This window comes from Atopobium minutum 10063974 (assembly GCF_000364325.1).
In the GTDB taxonomy this organism is placed as follows: domain Bacteria; phylum Actinomycetota; class Coriobacteriia; order Coriobacteriales; family Atopobiaceae; genus Atopobium; species Atopobium minutum.
Genome location: NZ_KB822533.1, coordinates 651390 through 669639 on the forward strand (window position 1 = coordinate 651390; position 18250 = coordinate 669639).

Below are 18250 nucleotides of genomic sequence, written 5' to 3' on the forward strand. Positions count from 1 at the left end.
TAAATCTGAGTATTTACATCTTCTGCTGACAAGTACGCTGATAAATAAGGTGCATACGCTACCATGTAAATAATAGGTATACAGCGATTGTATAGGTATGTAACGGCGCGCATGCGCTAACGGAATGATTATAACCCTCTGGTAAGGAGACACGCTCATGGATCAGAACATCAAACCTACGGTTGATCAGTGGTTGGATAACCTTACAGAACAAGATTTGCTCGATGAGCTTAAGGCCCTTGTTGCTGCCGATACGGATGAGCTGTATGACGCATTTTATCGCAGCTTGGAATTTGGTACGGCCGGTCTTCGCGGAGTCATTGGTGTGGGCACCAATCGCATGAATGTACACGTGGTTGCCCAAGCAACACAGGGCGTGGCAGATTATCTTAACGCTCATTACAGCAATCCTAGCGTTGCTCTGGCACGCGATTCTCGCAATAAGGGCGAGGAGTTCCAGCGTGTAGCAGCTGGCGTTTTGGCAGCTAATGGCGTCCATGTGTATGTGTATCCCCGCATTGAGCCTGTTCCAGCACTCTCGTTTGCTGTGCGTCGTTTGGGCACCAGTGCTGGTATTGTGCTTACTGCAAGCCATAATCCTGCAAAGTACAACGGCTATAAAGTCTACAATGAAAACGGCGGCCAGATTGCTAATGAAGCCGCAGATGAGATCAGCGCCTTTATTGCAAAGACACCGCTGTTTGGCGCTGTAAAGTGCATGGATTTTGATGAGGCTCTCCAACAGAGCTTGATCGAGTGGACGCCCGAGTACGTGCTCGATGATTTTATCAGCGCTATCAAGCAAGTTTCCATTCCGGGCTTTAAGGCATCCGAAGGCTACAAGGTTGTGTACACTCCGCTCAATGGTACGGGCATGGAGTGCGTAAGCCGTATTCTGTCCGAGATTGGCGTCAATGACGTAACGGTTGTTTCCGAGCAGTCCCAGCCCGATGGAGATTTCCCCACCTGCCCTTACCCCAATCCCGAGTTTCGTGAGGCGTTGGAGTTGGGTCTTAAACTGGCAGATGAGGTTAAGCCTCAGCTCTTGGTAGCAACTGATCCCGATGCAGATCGTATGGGTACCGCCATCCCTCATAAGGGGGAGTACAAGCTTCTTTCTGGCAATGAGATGGGCGTTTTGCTCATGGATTGGCTCTCAACCATGGCTCAGCACAATGGGGAGGACGTATCGTCCAAGGTAGCGGTTACCACCATTGTTTCCAGCTCCATGTGTGATGCCTTGGCTGTCGATAAGGGCTTTGAGTTGCGTCGTGTTCTTACAGGCTTCAAGTATGTTGGTGAGCAAATTGATCTGCTTACCGCGGCAGGGGAGTCTCAGCGTTTCTTGATGGGCTTTGAGGAGTCTTACGGCTATTTGGTTGGCACACACGCTCGCGATAAGGACGCTATTGTCGCAACCATGTTGTGTGTAGAAATGGCATCTGACTATGCCTCAAAGGGCATGGATCTGTATGAGGCTATGGAAGCGCTGTATCAAAAGTATGGCTACTACCTCAATGGCACGGTAAATGCTAGCTTCCCTGGTGCAGCAGGTGCCGAGCATATGGCGCAGATTATGGATGATTTGCGCGCCAATCCTCCCGCAGAAATTGCTGGTTATAAGGTGCTTGCTACGACAGATTTTGCAACCGGTCCTCAAATGCCTCGCGTTTCTGGTCTGCAAAAAGAAGCAGCTCAGACGCTGCCTACCTCCAATGTTATTGAGTTTGCACTTGAGGGCAATAATAAGGTGATCTTCCGTCCTTCCGGTACCGAGCCTAAGGTAAAGGCCTACTTGTTCTCAAAGGGAGCTACACGTGCAGAGTCTGAGGCGGTTCGCGCTGCTTTGCAGCAGGCTGCCGAGAAGCTCTTGTCGTAAGGCTTAGTTTTGTTATAAGACTGAGGCCATGCCATAAGGTCAAGGCAACTTTCGTTATGAAACAGCCCCACTCTCAGGTATGAGGGTGGGGCTTTTGCTATAAGCCCGCTAAGAGCTAGCTTAGTTAGTTAGAAGCGTTGCTCTTGCTGTCCTTTGAACTCGTAGAGCTGATATTTGAGCCACTAGAACTCTTGGATGTATTGGAGCCTTCTTGCGAGTCTTTTGAATCCTTTGAACCTTGCGCATCCTGCGAATCCTGTGAGGCGGCATGCATAACCATCATTTTGCTGGATGTGTATCCCAAGATGGTTTGTGCTGCCCATGGACGAGTGCTCACAAGGCTGTTGGTGGGGTCGTATACATTTACGGTGCCGTCGGTATTAAGGCTTGCCAGTACTACGTAGTGCTGGTGCTTGGTAAAGGTATTATCGTTTGCCAAAACAATAATAGGATGGTTGTTCTTAAGGGATCCCGTAATCTCTTCCATAGACGCATCTACGGATTCTGCAGATAGACCCAAATCCTTGGCCTTATCGCTAAAGAAGCTGAGGTCAGTAAAGGCATCGCCAGTGGCATAGTTATTATCTGTGGCAAGCTTAGCGATGGTTGCGGGGGTCTGGTCATTCTTGCCGGTTAAAGACATGTACGCCATAGCAAGAGCCGTAGGACCAGAACCGGTTACTCCCAAAGGAGCGCCTGCATAGTCTACAAATCCCCAGCGTGTGTCATAGCTATACAGCAGGGGAACCGTGTTTTGGGTAACCGTATCGGAGTAGGTCTGAGCCTCCTTGGAAGCTGTGGGGACTTTGGCGACAAAGTCTACTGCTGCCGGATCTTCTAGCGCCAGTTCTATAGTGCGCTCATTGCTGTACTTATCGGCATTTTTAGCAATGGTTTTCCAGTTGTCGCCGGTAGCAAGTTGGGTTTCCAAGCTCTTGCTGAGCTCCGCAGAAATTCCCGTGGCAATACCATTTTCATTTTGAGTGGCTTCCACGGTTTCTTTTTTAGGGGCAGTACAGCCGCGTACACAGCTTGTGATGCCTACGATAAGCAAAATTAGGATGATAATGCCCGCCGCAAGAACCGCAAGTGCGCGCGGGTTGTAGCCACTCAGAATGCTGCGCCTGTTTAGATTAACCCGCTGTCCGCGCAAGGAATATTCGCCCGAACCATCATTGCGTGGCGGACGGCCCGCGCCAGAAACACTAACTGATTGCCTGCGCTGACGTTGTGATGTGCGTGCTTGACGAGCTCGCTGTGAAGACGCTGGCCTTGATGAGCGAGGTTGTTGTGAGTACGGCATAGGGCTCCTTTGTTTAACCAACCAGGCTGCATGCGGGTTTACATGCTTTATTGATACTTAATATAGCTTTAATATAGCGCGGATTCGCCATAAGCGCACGTGTATTATGATATTGGCTTCATATAAAACGACAGAAGGTACTTTAGGTATGAATAAATTGTTGGCACAGATTGTAAAGTTTGGCGTTGTGGGCGTTCTGGCCACCTTTGTGGACTTTGCCGTTCTGATTGCTTTACATGAATGGCTGGGCATGAACCCCATTCTTGCCTCCGCTATCTCCTTTACTCTGTCTGCAATTTTTAACTACCTTGCATCTATGCGGTATGTATTTACTCACCGAGAAGATCTCTCTAAAACACGCGAGTTTATCATCTTCTTTGTGCTCTCCGTTATAGGCTTGCTTCTTAATTCGCTTATCATGTGGCTGGGTGAGCTTGCTTTTGGTGCTGTAGGCATCGACTATGCACATGGTCCTTACTATGTAGGAGTAAAGGTAGTTGCCACAGGTCTTGTTATGGTGTGGAACTTTGTGTCTCGTAAAGTCTGGTTGGATGCAGGTGCTTCTCATGAAGCTGATGTAGCTGGCGATAAGGCTGACGCAGCTACCAGTGAATAAGCTACCGCGAAGGCCTTAGCTATGCAATTTTTTGAGTACATACGTCAGCATCTTTATAGCGTAGTTCTTGGCGCGCTGGTGGGTGCACTCATTGGTGGTGTTGCAGCTTGGTATGTGGGTGGAGTGCCGCTGCCTTCAGGTAAATCATTTGAGTTGTGTACCTATGAGGTACAGGCTGCTCCTTCATACAGGGTAAGTCCTCGAGAAGTAGCGCGTAACTTTGTCACTTTACGTGCACAAAAACAGTTTAAGCAGGCTTGGATGGAACAGAGTGCTGCATGGATGTATCTGTATTCCAAACATGATGGCTGTATCTATGCCCTTATCGGTGCCAATTCCTCAGAGCAGCAAAGGTTTACTCAGCAGCAGCTGGCGGATAAGGCAACTCAATTCTTTGAACATGCCTATGCATCAAGCGATGGAACGTATACCTTAGTAGCACAGCAAGCACAAAGCGTGACTTCCTTAGATGCTGCTACCATTTTGGCACCTGTCTTTTGTGCATGGGTTGTTAGCTTTAGCCTTGCCGGCGCGGCGTTGTTTGCGGCAATTGCTCTGTATGTTCATAAACCCAAGGAGCAAGACAAATGCTGATATACGCCTCTCTTGCATTTCTGAGCTGTGCTTTTATTTGGTATGCACAAACAGTGCGGTGTACCAAGCGTCAGCAGCAGCTCTTGTGGGCAGTCGCGTTTGTGCTTATGTGGCTTCCTGCAGCCGTCCGTCTTGATATTGGCGTTGATTATTCTCGCTTCCAGGGCTATTCCGAGCTATATACCATCTATGGCTCTGGAGGTTCTATTCCACAGGGTATGGACATTGGTTTTGTTTTGCTTATACGTGTCTTGTGGAGTATCAGCACATCGCCCCAGTTGTTATTTGCTGTGAGTTCCGCCTTTATTTATCTGCTTATGCTGCGCGCCTGCAAACGACTTTCTATTCATCCTACCTTTACCCTTGCTCTCTTTTTTGTCGCAGGCTTTTACTTTGAGACCTACAACATCATTCGCCAATGGATGGCCTTGGCATGTATCTTTAACGCCCTGGAATGGATTGATCCATCGGCATTTGTCCAGCATGCCTGTACGGAGCAAAGCGCTGCTACCGATAAAAACAATGCGTTAGAACAACCCTACCGTGCGCTTGGATACTTCGCTCGGTATACGGTTTGGGTTGTCGTAGCCGCATCGTTTCACGCAAGTGCTCTTATCTTTTTGCTGGTGTGGCCCTTGTATTTCTTGAAGCTTAACGCTCGGCGAGCTGTGGTTTTGTTGGCTGTGCTGTTGGCGGTGGGCTATGTAGCTAAAAATGTCAGTAAAATCTTGCTTGCCGCCACTCGGTATGCATATTACTTATCCGATAGCGCTACAGGGTATGCAGCTGTTTCTCCTCATTGGGACAGCATTATTGTGATGAGCATCTGTCTTGCCTTTATGCTTTGGCAATTAAGAGGAAAACAGAAGCTTTCACGCTGGGATAACGCGTTGCTGCTCCTGAGTGTTTTAGGTTGTGCATCTGCAGTTGCTGGTCTGTATATGCCCTTTATTTTTGAGCGCATTGCTCGTTATTTTGCCCCCTTTGTTGTACTGCAATTACCTGTTGCCGTTATGAAAGAAAAGTCCCTCAATAAGCGTTATGCATATATTCTTGCAATTATGGCTTGTTGGCTTCTTGCAACGTTTATTCGCGTATACTTTGGAGGACAATTTGGGGTTTTGCCATTTCAGAGTATATTTCTGCATGCTTAATGCAATAAAAATGAAATATATGTCAATTCAGGGTATAAATCGTGCGCTTTCATAGAATTATTTCTTGCATTTGCATACATCTTTGCTAGTGTTTTATGCGTTAAAAGATACATGACTACGGAATAGTGATCAAGCTTGATTATCCAATAATTAAGCTGTTTCAATAAGGAGTTGTCGTTCATGGTTAAAAAGCGCAACAGCAGGCAAGATGCTATTCGCGACATTGTCCGAAGCAAGTCCATCCGTACGCAACGTGCCCTTGTGCAGGAGCTTATGGATGACGGCTATAACTGCACGCAAGCAACCGTCTCGCGTGACATTGCAGATATGGGTTTGCGGAAGCTCCCTGAGGGGATTTACGTTCTTGCAGAGGACCTGCATCTTCAGCGTATGGTGTCTGAGCTGGTACAGAGTGTTCGTCGCGTAGATAACCAGGTTTTGATTAAAGCCCAGCCAGGTACTGCCCCTGGTATTGCCGCCGCTATTGACGCAGCAGATCTTCCTACTGTTGTTGGTTCTCTGGCAGGCAATGACACCATCTTGGTGGTTACCGATGCCGCAAAGACCGGTGCTGATTTTGAGGTATTGGTAAATAAGCTGCGCAATGCTTAAACTGCGGCTTAAGACCCAGTGTAGCTGCAGCTTAGAATTCAGTGCATGTTACAGCGTGCGGATATGAGCTGTATGCGTAATTGATTGCTTATCGGTTATAAAAATCCCTCACCCTGTAGGTACAGGATGAGGGATTTGCTTGTGTATGCAGAGGTGTATTACTCGTCCCCAGCGGCCTCATCAGAAGAATTGGAATCAGGAGCGGTAGAGGTGGTGGGTTCGGTATCATCCGTGTCTTGCTGATCTGTCTCTTCCTCTGTTTGAGAGTTGTCTTCCAGTGTTTGTGCAAGAGTTTCTGGCTTTTGATACTTAGCAAACGGCCATGAACTAGCGGGTTTGTAGGTTGGTGCAGGGCTAGAAGTAAATTCCTGGCGCTCGGCACCTGCTAAGGTCATTTCCAAATACCTACCAAGAATGGGACAGGAGGTGTTGGAGGGGTGGCCAGCAGAGCCATGCACATAGATGGTCTTTTCTTCTCTAAAGCCAGTCCAAACGGCAACGGTAGTTTGAGGCGTATAGCCTACAAACCACAGGTCGCGAGCGTTTTCTGTAGTACCCGTTTTACCAGCAATAGGCTGGTTAACATGGGGAGCATAGCTGCGTACAGCCGTAGCGGTACCGTTGGAAACAACACCTTGCAGTACCTGTGTGGTTGCATAGGCTACTTCACCAGAAATGGCTTGAGAGCTTTGCTCCTTATGCTCATATACCGTGTTATTGTTGCGGTCCTCAATCTTAGTAATGGCAACCGCATTACGGTGAATGCCGTTGTTAGCCAAGGTGGAATAGGCCTCTGCCATCTGTATGGGTGGAACACCAATGGTACCCAAAGTAATAGATGCGTACGAGGGAATGTCTACTCCAATACCCATACTCTTTGCGGTACTAGAAATAGCAGAGCCACCAATAGCCTGCGCAACTTGTACATAGCCCGTGTTGGAAGAAATCTCTGTTGCGCGTGCAAAAGAGATGGTGCCATAGTTGGTATTGCCATAGTTTTGAACGCGCCACGTAGGCGTTACCTGGATGGGTGAGTTGCAGTTAAGGTAGGTTTGAGGATTAAGTCCCTGGGAAATAGCTGCAGCTAACGTAAAGGCCTTAAAGCTGGAGCCCGGTTGACGGCGAGCCTGTGTTGCCAGGTTAAATTGGTTGGTGTCATAGTCACGTCCACCTACCATGGCATCAATGTAGCCATTCTTGTTGTTGATGGCCACCAAAGCGCTTTCCAGCTCTTTATTACCAATGGAATCAAGCTGTGCCTGGACGGCCTTCTCGGCAGCTTCCTGCTTGTCTGGATCGAGCGTGGTGTATACCTTCATACCACCCTGATAGATGGTCTTAGCATCAAAATCCTCGGATAACAGCGATGCAATATAGCTGGTAAAGTATGGGTACTTGCCCTTCTCGCTGGTTACAGACTGACCACGGTTAAGTACGATGTCTTCCTGAGAAGCTGCGTCATACTCTTCTTGCGTAATGTCGCCCTGCTTGAGCATACGCTTAAGAACGAGGTTGCGACGGGCTTTGGAGTCATTGGGGTTAACCGTAGGGTCGTAGGCAGTAGGGGAGTTGGGAATACCCACAAGAGTTGCTGCTTCTGCAAGCGTTAGCTCATTAGCGTGCTTGTTAAAGTACGTAATAGAGGCAGCCTCAATACCGTAGGCTCCCTGGCCATAGTAAATGGTATTGAGGTACATCATAAGAATCTGATCTTTGGTGTAGGTCTTTTCCATCTCTACAGCAATGTAGGCCTCACGTACTTTACGCTTGATAGTCTTATCAAACTGTTCGTCCGACAAAACAGTGTTGCGAACGAGCTGCTGCGTAATGGTGGATGCACCTTCTGATCCACCAGAGGCATTAGAAAATATCGCGCGCATAATGCCATAGGGGTCCACGCCGTTGTGCTTGTAAAAACGAAGGTCCTCGGTATCTACGGTACCTTTAAGAACGTAGGGGGAGACGTCTTCCATGGTTACACTTTTACGGTTTTGTAGGTAAAAGTTGGCAATAACATTGCCCTTGACGTCATATACGGTGGTTGGTTCTGCAACCAAGTAGGCATCTGCAGATTTGTAATCTGGCAGGTCAGTTAGCCAAAAGGCCATAAGCGAACCTAAGGAGACCATGAGTGCAATACCCAACAGTCCAATAAAACCAAAGACGCCAAGTACACCAAAGCCAAAAGCATGAGTTTGAGCATGCCTATGAGCTCTCCGTGTGCGAACACCCATTAAAACCCTCCTCTTGTTCGCCCATTGGAAGATAGTCTGTCTGCCTTTATGACAGGATGCGAACGTAAGTAACTCTTAATTGTGAACTATCTTGCCCCATAAAGTGAGCGTCAATAGAAAATGTATTTGTGTTACCTAGCATTTTACTGTGAATTCCACAGGCGTATCACACTCAGAATGCTTGCTCCAGCTATGGTCTATAAGAGGATATGGTAAAACGTAGAGAGGCAAAGCAGGTAAAGGAGCAGGTGTGGAGACACAACACCAACAGGTAGCTGATCGTGGTGTGCACTCTGTGACAAAGCGCGCAGATTTTCTCGCCTTGGGTGTAGGAAGCATCGGTATGCTGTGTATAGTGCTGCTTCCCCTGCTTGTCATTTCTCTTTTTAATCATTCGTATGCGGATGACTGGCACTACGGCGTATGGGCCCATCTTGCCTTGCAGCAATCGGGCGGCAACGTGGGGGCAGCGCTGGCAGAAGCCTTAAGACAGGTTGTGGTTGCGTGGTTTGATTGGCAGGGTACCTATTCTGCTATTTTTTTAATGGCAATCCAGCCAGGGGTTTTCTCGGAAAGTGCTTACATAGTGAGCGCCTGGCTTGTTCTTGCTTTGCTGGTTGGGTGTACGTTTTATTTTGTACATGCCGGCATGCAGCTGTGTTTGTCCGATCACAGTTATGCCTGGTTAAGTGTGGCATCGGCAGTGCTTATCATACAGATATTGCTGCAACCAAGCCCGGTAGAGGGCATCTTTTGGTACAACAGCGCTTTGTACTACACGGGCTATCATGCATTGCTGCTTTTGCTTATTGGGTTTGTTATCCGAACTATGGCTGTCGATAAACCCTGGGTGCTTGCTGTGCGGGTTTTTGTTGCAACGCTCTTGGCGCTCTTTGTTGCCGGCGGTAACTTTGTCACACTGCTTGTGGCGCTTGAAGTGGGAATCATTGCAACTTTGGTGGCAGTGGTAAAGCGCAGTAGCAAGGTGGCTTGTATAGCAATTCCTACCATTGCGCTGGTGCTTGGTGCCCTTGTGAGTTTTTCTGCGCCGGGCAACGACGTGCGTCAGCAAACGCAATTTCCCGATACCAAGCTGGGGGTAGTGGACACGCTTGTGCAGTCTGTGGTTGCAGGGCTGAGGTATCTCACGGAGTGGTCGAGCGGGTTTGTACTGCTTATGCTGCTATTTTTACTCCCACTAGTGGTGTATGTGTTACACCATAGTGGCGCTGCAAAAACATGGAGCTTTAGCTATCCAGGGTTGGTAAGCATAGCAAGTGTAGCACTGTTTGTTTCCAGTTTTACCCCTACGTTTTATTCTATGGGCACCGCAGGTCCTGGTCGCGTGCAAAATTGTCGCTTTGATCTTATGGTTGTGCTGGGAGTTATAAATCTTATCTGGTGGACGGGCTGGGTAGTGCATAGGCGTCTCACTGAAGAAGCTGCCGTGCCGGGCAGTGCCGCCGCGGTGCGGGATGTTGTCGCCGTACATGATCTCGCTGTTGCCGTGCAGGATGTGGACAGCCGTTCTGGCAACGTAGCTTTTGGGCACGGAGATCCTCAACACGCAAGCCCAAGCCCGCACTTGCCTTTCTCGGCACAAAAGGCGAGCAGCATCTGTGCAGCTATAGGGCTTATTTTTGCAGTAAGCTTAGGCGCTATCTACCTAGACGATGGGTATCGAGAAAAGCTGTCAAGTTTGTCCGCTTTGCATTCCGTGGTTACCGGCCAGGCACAGGCATATGACAAGCAAGTATCTCATCGCATCTATTTGATTGAAACCTCGCACGAACAAGAACTAAAGGTGCCTTTCTATCAAAATGTTCCTCACGTTTTGCTGATGGGTGATATCCGGGATACCATGGACAACTACATCAATTATCGCTTGGCGCAGTGGTATGGGAAAAAGTCAATTATCGGGTATTCTCCGTATCCATCACAGGTCAAGAAGGCTTCTCGCTAATTACGGTTACTAATTACGGTTTTATTTAATCGTGTCTGTTGTGAGCGCTTGATTTGTTCTTGTGCGCTATCCTAAAAAATAAGGTTTGGGCGCGTGGGTTTCTCGCGCGTCTTTTTGTACGGTACGTCATACAACCCATGGAGGGTAGAGCAGTGCTTTCTGTTGATGAGCAACTCAAAATAATTACGTCTGGAACCATGCAGATTGTTCCCTTGGATGAACTCAAAAAGAAGCTCGAGAAGGGCTGCGCACTCAATATTAAGCTTGGCGTAGATCCAACCAGTCCTGACCTGCATTTGGGGCATGCAGTTCCCCTGCGCAAAATGCGTCAGTTCCAAGATTTGGGCCACAAAGTAACGCTCATTATTGGTAATGGCACCGCTTTGATTGGTGATCCCTCGGGTCGTGACTCCACTCGTCCTCCTCTGACTGAGCAGCAGGTAGAAGAAAATGCTAAAACCTACGTTGCTCAGGCTATGAAGGTGTTGGACCCAGAAAAAACCACTATTGTGTACAACGGCGAATGGCTCAAGCCCATGCAGCTTTCTGACATGTTGGGCCTTATGAGTCAGTTTAACGTTGCCCGTATTTTGGAGCGCGAGGACTTCCACAATCGCTATACCAATGGCATGTCCATTTCTTTGCATGAGTTCATTTACCCTGTGCTGCAGGCGTATGATTCCGTAGTGATTAATGCAGATGTAGAGATGGGCGGCAATGATCAGATCTTTAACCTGCTTGCCGGCCGCGATCTCATGCGTGCTCAGGGCATGGAGCCGCAGGTTGCTCTGACCATGCCGCTGCTTGTTGGTCTAGATGGCAGCAAAAAGATGTCCAAGAGCTACAAAAACTATGTTGGCCTTACCGATCCTGCGGACGATATGTATGGCAAGCTCATGTCCATTGCAGATGAGCTCATCCCCATGTACTTCCGCCTGTGCTCTACGCTTTCTGTGGATGAGGCCGAGAAGATCGATGCACAGTTTGCCGATGGCAGTGCTGATCCCTATGCCCTTAAGCGCATGCTTGCACGTAATATCTGCGATCTGTATCACGGTGCGGGTGCTGGTGAGGCAGCACAAGCCGCTTTTGATGCAACCTTTAAGCGTAATGAGATTCCCGAGAATATCGCCGAGTTTGCCCTTAGTACGGTTGAGACAAACGACGAAGGTATGGTGTACCTTGCCAAGCTTATGGTGGACGTGCAGATTGCAAAGACTGCAGGTGAGGCACGCCGTCTGATTGATGGTGGTGGCGTTAAGATTAACGGTGAGTCCGTTGCGCCGCATTGCTATAACGTAGCCCCCGAGCTCTTCTCTGCAGGAACCACTATTCAGGCTGGTAAGCGCCGTTGGGCTCGCTTGGTTTAAGTTCACTGTGCTGAGCTGTGCTGCGTTGACCTGCGGTTAGGTTACACTGCGCCGTGCTACGTTGAGCTGCGGTTAGGTTACACTGCGCCGTGCTACGTTGAGCTGCGTTTTTTCAGCGTGCCTTGTTCGTAGCTCTTGTACACTTTACCGTTTGCTTTTGGTGCCTGTCTTGGAGTTGTGTAACTCTGAGGCAGGCATTTTTTGTATGACTTTCGCTAGGGCCTGTTGTGTCCTAGACCCGTCGGACCATTATTAATACTAATAATGGTCCGACATATCAAAAAAAGTAATAGCTAGGGTACTAGCTAAGCGCTTAGGTAGGAGCTGATTGGTTGTTTGGACGGCAGCCGGCAGCTGACATCCGTACCAGCTCTGTGCACCAGTCTCGGTCGCATCAAACACAACAGTAAGCTTTTGCTTCTTGCTTCGTTTATAGAAAACTCATCTAGCGACCATGGAAGTTCCTGCCAATACGCTACACTAGCGAGTAATAAAAATACGTGTTTGGAGTTATAACTATGGCACTGATCTCTTGTGTAGTACCTGCCTATAACATTGAGAAGTATATTGGTCGTTGCTTAAACAGCATTAAAAATCAGACATTGAATGACTTTGAGGTCATCGTTGTAGATGATGCGAGCACTGATGCCACTGCACAAGAGATTGATAAGGTTGCATATGGTGATAGTCGTTTTGTAGTGGTGCGCCATGAGGAAAATCGTGGCTTACATCTTGCACGTAAGTCTGGTGTTGCAGCCGCAAAGGGCGATTACCTCATTTTTATTGATGGTGATGACGAGCTAACAGATGCTAACGTTTTAGAAAATCTTGTTAACGAACTGCGTCTTTCTCAGAAAGATATTCTTCGTTTTGGCCTTAAAGTCCAGGCAGACGATGGTATGGATAGCTCTGCCGCTACTGGTTTTGAGCGGTGGTCAAACTTTGCTTGTGCGGAGGTAACAAGAGAAGAACTTCTCGCTAACGTATTTAGCGCAAGCAATGAGTTTGTTTATCCCTGGCATATGACGCATCGAGTATTTCAAACCAAGCTTGTCCGCAATGCCTTTGCTTGCATGACCGCAGAGCGTCTTGAGCGCGCAGAAGATGCCTACGAGTTTTTTGTAGTCGCAAACCTTTCACAGGGGGAGACAACAGTATCTATCCCTGGTTACTTGTATCACATGGGCATTGGCGTTACGAATGTTCATACAATGAGTGCTTCGGTGTTTGAGAAAGAGGCACAGCAGGTTTACAAGTGCTATACAGCGATCGACGCGTATGCACAAACGCAATCCGATGCTACACTTTCTTGTCTTGCTGCTGACGTAACCGCCAAACTACTGGAATCTTTAGGAAACTCGCTGGCAGAGCGCGTGGCAGATGAAGATGTGCTCAGTGCAGCCAATGCATTTGCAAAGGTTTGCGGCGTCGGTAACGCTTCTGTAGAGTTGTGGCGTTTTGTGCGCGACCGCGCATACCATTTTGTTGCAAAGGGAATTTTGCCACAGGACAACGACCGTCTTTATCTATATGAGCAGGCAGTGCAGTCCATGCATGTGACCACTACCAGTGCAGAGGTTTTACAGCGTTTGAAACCCATGCGACAAATAGCTCAGAGCCATATGAATCAGCTTTGCGGTATGCTCAAAAGGCAGGAGTATGAGGCTCAAGATCTGCGCATTTTTGTTACCACCCACAAACAGGTGGATCTGCCTGAGTCTGCTGTGTTCCAGCCGGTGCAGGTAGGAGATCTTCTCAAGAATCCAGCCACGCGTTTTGCGGATGCCTTCCATGATGATGAGGGCGATAATATCAGCGCCCAGAATCCGCTGTACTGTGAGATGACGGTTCAGTACTGGGCATGGAAGCATGCCATGGCAGACTACGTGGGCTTTTGTCATTATCGTCGCTACTTTAATTTCTCAGAAACTGAGTATGAGGAAAACGAGTTTGGCGAGGTCATGGATAGCTTTATTGATGCCAATGCCATTGCTAAATATGGTTTGGATTCTCAAAGCGCTCACGCTTGTATTGAGGGGTATGACGTACTCACTACCAAGTTCCATAACTTGCGTCACATGCCCGGCAGCTATGCCACGCCGTATGAGCAGTATAAGGCCGCCCCTTTGCTGCATATCGAGGATATAGAGCTTTTGGTGAGTATCATTGGTGAGCAGCAGCCTGATTATCTGGAGGATGCACAAGCCTTCTTTACGGGTCACGAGAGCTGTTTTTGCAACATGTATATCATGCGCGGACAGATTTTTGCGGATTACTGCGCATGGGTATTTCCCCTTTTGGAGCAGTACTGCCAGGAAGCCCATATGGAGCACTACAGCAAAGAAGCGTTGCGTACGCCCGGGCATCTAGCAGAGCGTCTCTTTAACATTTACTACAAGCACGCACTGCGTACCAACGCTGGTTGGAAGACAAAACAGCTGCAGTGTGTTCACTTTGAGCAGCCGGATGTGTCTTTTGACCTGCAACCTATCGTGGACGTCTGCCCCGATGCTGTGGGTAAAAAGGTTGTACCTGTGGTCTTTGCCTCGGACAATAACTATGTGCCCATGCTGAGTACCACCATGTTTTCTATGTTGCGCAATGCTAATCCCTCCAATTTTTATGACATTGTCGTGCTGGAGCGTAATATTGATGGTGCTCGCCGAGATGCCATCAAAGAGATGGTGGCAAGCTTTGGTAATGCATCCGTGCGTTTTTATAACGTCTCGCGCATGATCCGTGGCTATAATCTGTCCACCAACAACGAGCATATTTCACTGGAAACGTACTATCGCTTCCTCGTGCAAGAGATTTTGTCGTTTTACGATAAGGTCCTGTATCTGGACTCTGACCTTATTGTGCGCGGCGATGTGTCCGAGCTGTTTGATACAGAGCTGGGCGACACCCTGCTTGCTGCTGCACATGATGTGGACTACCTGGGCAACCTCAACATGAATGATGGCAAGCGCATGAAGTATACCGTGTCGGATCTGGGTCTTTCAGATCCGTATGCCTACTTCCAGGCTGGAGTGCTTGTGCTTAACACTGCTCAGATGCGTAAGCTCCATACGGTGACCGAGTGGATGGACATTGTTTCTGAGGCAGACTATATCTACGATGATCAAGATATTCTTAACGTGGAATGCCAGGGCCGCGTAACCTATCTTCCCTTTGATTGGAACGTAATGCATGATTGCGGTGGCCGTGTAGCTTCCGTTTTCCGTTTTGCACCCAGTGCATCGTTTGATGCGTACAACGCCTCACGCGCTAATCCCAAGATCATCCACTATGCCGGTTGGGAAAAGCCCTGGGTTAATACGCGCTGCGACTTTGCTACCGAATACTGGCGTTATGCACGGGCTATGCCATTTTATGAGGAGCTCATTTCTCAAATGATTTCCTCGTTCGTTCCTGCGCAGGACGTCGCACACATGCCCATACACGATAAGGTGGTGTCTCCCGATAGCGGTCTGCGCAAACTGGTAGATCCCATTGCTCCTTTTGGCACTGCTCGCCGAGAAGTTCTTAAATCTTTGGGACGTGCCGCACTAGGCAAGAAGTAGGGTATGACACACAGACGTAATCGCACCATGCCGGAGCTGTTGGCGCCCGCTGGCAGCCCCGAGGCATTTCGTGCTGCCCTTGCAGCGGGAGCTGATGCCATTTATTGTGCTTTGGGCAATGACTTTAATGCGCGCCGTGGCGCTACAAACTTTGATGATGCCTCCTTTGCTGCTGCCTGCGATGAAGCCCATGTGGCGGGTGTGCGCGTGTATGTGGCCATCAACATTGTTATCCAGTCGTCCGAGATGGCCGCGGCTTCGGAACTCATTTTTCGTGCCTATACGCTGGGGGCAGACGCGTTTATCATCCAAGACTGGGGCTTGCTAGCAGAAGTGCACAAGTGCTGGCCTCAGATTGAATGCCATATTTCTACACAGGCAAACGTCCATGATGCCCGAGCAACGCGCTGGTGTAATCAGCTGGGTGCTCATCGGGTAACGCTTTCTCGTGAGCTTTCGCTGCCAGAGATTAAAACTATTTCCGCTACCGGTGTAGAGACGGAAGTCTTTGGTCATGGAGCGCTGTGCTATTGCTACTCGGGCGTTTGCATGATGTCTTCCATGTCTGGTGGCCGATCGGCAAATCGTGGTATGTGTGCCCAGCCTTGTCGTTTGCTCTATGACCTTATTGACGAGAAGGGCAACTCACTAGAAGCACAGGGCCGTACTCGTCCGCTTTGCCCCAAGGATGCTTGTTCCTTTACTGATCTCAATGCCCTGATGGATGCTGGTGCCGGCTCGCTTAAAGTAGAGGGACGCATGAAGGCGCCCGACTATGTATACTCTGTCATTTCTGCATATCGTGCTCAGTTGGATGATAGTGCCGCGGGTCGCCCTGTGGCTTTGACAGATAGTCAGGCCCGCAAGCGCCTTTTGCTGCGCTCATTTAATCGTGACTTTACCAATGCGTATTTACACGGCACGGCCGGTGACGAGATGATGAGCTATGAGCGCTCTAACAATCGCGGACAGCTGGTGGGGCGAGTTATTTCTTCTCGGCGTTTACCCGATGTGGTAACAACATCCCGCGGTGCCAATGGTGGTAGAGAGCGCAAGCGTACCACCACGCGTGCCCAGCTGATAGTTCAGCTTGATGAGCCGGTAGGAAAGGGTGATTTATTGGAGTTTCGCCCCCAATATGACCCTTCTCAATTCCTTACGTCTCATGTTGCAGCGGATGCGCTGCCTGGCGAGAAAATCGAGTGCATTGCTGCTCGTCCCATGCCGGCAGACTGCCCTGTGCGGGTTATCAGAAGTCAGGCTGCGTTGGATGCTGCAGCGCGTGTAGCCTCTCTTGATATCGTGCGCAGGCGTTTAGTGCAGGTGCAGGTAAGCTGCCATATTGGTAAGCCGTTTACCGTAACCATGACCACTGCTGATGGGCTGGTAACGGCACGGGCAGAAGGCTTTGTAGTTGAGGCAGCCCGGACACGTGCGGTATGTAAAGAAGATTTGGTGCAGCATGTAGGACGCATGGGTTCCACGCCCTTTGTTGCACAGGACATTGTTGTTGATCTGGACGAAGGTTGTGGCATGAGCTTCTCGGCCGTGCACGCCGTCCGTGCTCAAGCGGCACAAAACTTGATTGCGGCAATTCTTGAGCCCTGGCATAGCCGTAAGAATGAGTTGGCTTGTGCGCCTACACAAGACCAGCTTGAGCCTGTTTGTACGGATACGTTGGTGCAAATGCCAACACCTGTACGGACGGGTGCGCCTGCATCTGAGCTAGCAATTACAGCGCCGCAGGTGCCACAGCTATGTGTACTTGCAACAACACCCGAGGTTGCTCGTGCAGCTCTTGCATTTGGGGCGGTGCGTGTGTATGTTCCTGGAGATGAACTTGCTGCGGCAGACTTTCCTCAACCGTGCATTCCTGTGCTGGATGAGGTTTGCCGTGAGATTGATCACAGTCGTATCGATCCGTTCATTTACGCGGGAACTACCGTTGCTGTGGGCAATGTCAGCGAGCTGGTGCTGGCAAAGCAACAAGGAGCGGCGGCAGAGGTCCGCTCGTGTATTCCCGTGCATAATCGTGCATGCATTCATGCCTTAGAGGCGGCGGGAGCACAGGGCTTTTGGCTTTCTCCCGAACTGACACTTGCTCAGATTGCGCAGCTAGCCCCAGCAGCAACGACACCCGTCGGCTTTGTTGTGTATGGTCGTCCGCGCGTTATGACCGCACAGCATTGTGTGCTTATGGCAGCACGTCGCTGTATCCACGATTGCGCGCGCTGCGAGTTGCGTCAGCGCGGGTTGGCAATACGCAATGACCAAGGTGCTATCATGCCTGTTCATACGGACTTGCAGGCACGATCACGTATCTATGCCGCGCAGCCCATAGATGCAATTCCGCAGGTGGCGGACCTCATTCATGCGGGGGTTTCTCGGCTTGCTATTGATGCGACGCTTTTATCGCCTCAGGCATGTATCCACCAGCTCAAGCGACTTACGCAAGCCATAGCAGCCGCGCAGGGTACAGCTAAGGCTCCTGTGCGTGAGCGTGGAGCCAGTTCGGGGCATTTATATAGTGGCATTGAGTAAGTTTGTAAGAGCGGTCGCTGGTTGGGTAAAATGCCACTGTTACAACATAAATGAGGCGTGCCTTGGCACGTGGGGAGGTTTCGTATGGATCAGCAAACTCAGGATACTCAGTCCACTCAGTCCACGCAGGACATTCAGTCCACGCAGGATACTCAGGACACTTCTTCTAACGAGAAGGTCAAGGTGGATGAGATTCTTCTTAAAGAAATTCTCGAGATTATCCGCCCGAGCTTGATAGCGGATGGTGGAGACATGGAATACGTTAGCGTAGATGACGATGGTGTGGTAACCCTGCGTCTTACCGGTGCATGCTCGGGTTGTCCTATGAGTTCTTTGACGCTTTCCATGGGCATTGAGCGCATTTTGCGTGAACACGTGCCAGGTGTTACACGCGTTCAAGCGGAAATGTAAGTAAGGCGAT

At 49.4% G+C, this 18250-nt stretch carries 12 protein-coding genes; 10 read left to right on the plus strand and 2 right to left on the minus strand.

What is annotated here, in order from left to right; genetic code table 11:
• Window positions 1-157: 157 nt before the first annotated feature.
• Window positions 158-1879 carry a phospho-sugar mutase gene (locus tag HMPREF1091_RS03065; protein WP_002563373.1) on the plus strand — a complete coding sequence of 574 codons (1722 nt, stop codon included), beginning with the start codon at window positions 158-160 and terminating at the stop codon, window positions 1877-1879.
• 124 nt (window positions 1880-2003) lie between these two features.
• On the opposite strand, the gene HMPREF1091_RS03070 is transcribed toward HMPREF1091_RS03065, so the two are convergent.
• A complete protein-coding gene (locus HMPREF1091_RS03070) occupies window positions 2004-3182 on the minus strand; it encodes a C39 family peptidase (RefSeq protein WP_002563374.1) in 1179 nt (392 codons plus the stop codon).
• A 148-nt stretch (window positions 3183-3330) separates the two neighbouring features.
• Between HMPREF1091_RS03070 and HMPREF1091_RS03075 the strand changes: the two genes are divergently transcribed.
• The 4 genes from HMPREF1091_RS03075 to HMPREF1091_RS03090 all read left to right on the plus strand — a co-directional run bounded on the left by HMPREF1091_RS03075 (window position 3331) and on the right by HMPREF1091_RS03090 (window position 6158).
• Complete coding sequence (locus HMPREF1091_RS03075) at window positions 3331-3798, plus strand: GtrA family protein (protein WP_002563375.1); 468 nt, start codon at window positions 3331-3333, stop codon at window positions 3796-3798.
• A gap of 21 nt (window positions 3799-3819) precedes the next feature.
• Complete coding sequence (locus HMPREF1091_RS03080) at window positions 3820-4392, plus strand: hypothetical protein (RefSeq protein ID WP_002563376.1); 573 nt, start codon at window positions 3820-3822, stop codon at window positions 4390-4392.
• On the plus strand, window positions 4386-5546 hold the full coding sequence (locus HMPREF1091_RS03085; RefSeq protein WP_002563377.1) for an EpsG family protein: 1161 nt from the start codon (window positions 4386-4388) through the stop codon (window positions 5544-5546). Before HMPREF1091_RS03080 ends, HMPREF1091_RS03085 begins: the two co-directional genes overlap by 7 nt.
• Window positions 5547-5726: 180 nt before the next feature.
• Window positions 5727-6158, plus strand: a complete 432-nt coding sequence (locus tag HMPREF1091_RS03090) for an arginine repressor (protein ID WP_002563378.1) — start codon at window positions 5727-5729, stop codon at window positions 6156-6158.
• A 158-nt stretch (window positions 6159-6316) separates the two neighbouring features.
• On the opposite strand, the gene HMPREF1091_RS03095 is transcribed toward HMPREF1091_RS03090, so the two are convergent.
• A complete protein-coding gene (locus tag HMPREF1091_RS03095; RefSeq protein WP_002563379.1) occupies window positions 6317-8392 on the minus strand; it encodes a transglycosylase domain-containing protein in 2076 nt (691 codons plus the stop codon).
• A gap of 250 nt (window positions 8393-8642) precedes the next feature.
• On the opposite strand from HMPREF1091_RS03095, the gene HMPREF1091_RS03100 reads away from it, so the two are divergent.
• The 5 genes from HMPREF1091_RS03100 (at window position 8643) to HMPREF1091_RS03120 (ending at window position 18240) form a co-directional block, all read left to right on the plus strand.
• Window positions 8643-10355 carry a hypothetical protein gene (locus HMPREF1091_RS03100; RefSeq protein WP_002563380.1) on the plus strand — a complete coding sequence of 571 codons (1713 nt, stop codon included), beginning with the start codon at window positions 8643-8645 and terminating at the stop codon, window positions 10353-10355.
• Window positions 10356-10507: 152 nt separating this feature from the next.
• Complete coding sequence (gene tyrS / locus HMPREF1091_RS03105; RefSeq protein WP_002563381.1) at window positions 10508-11725, plus strand: tyrosine--tRNA ligase; 1218 nt, start codon at window positions 10508-10510, stop codon at window positions 11723-11725.
• A gap of 518 nt (window positions 11726-12243) precedes the next feature.
• Window positions 12244-15288 carry a DUF4422 domain-containing protein gene (locus HMPREF1091_RS08225; protein ID WP_002563382.1) on the plus strand — a complete coding sequence of 1015 codons (3045 nt, stop codon included), beginning with the start codon at window positions 12244-12246 and terminating at the stop codon, window positions 15286-15288.
• A 3-nt stretch (window positions 15289-15291) separates the two neighbouring features.
• Window positions 15292-17829, plus strand: a complete 2538-nt coding sequence (locus HMPREF1091_RS03115; protein ID WP_002563383.1) for a U32 family peptidase — start codon at window positions 15292-15294, stop codon at window positions 17827-17829.
• Window positions 17830-18012: 183 nt separating this feature from the next.
• Entirely contained in the window at window positions 18013-18240 is a 228-nt protein-coding gene (locus HMPREF1091_RS03120) for a NifU family protein (protein WP_035424865.1), read from the plus strand.
• The last annotated feature ends 10 nt before the right edge of the window (window positions 18241-18250 follow it).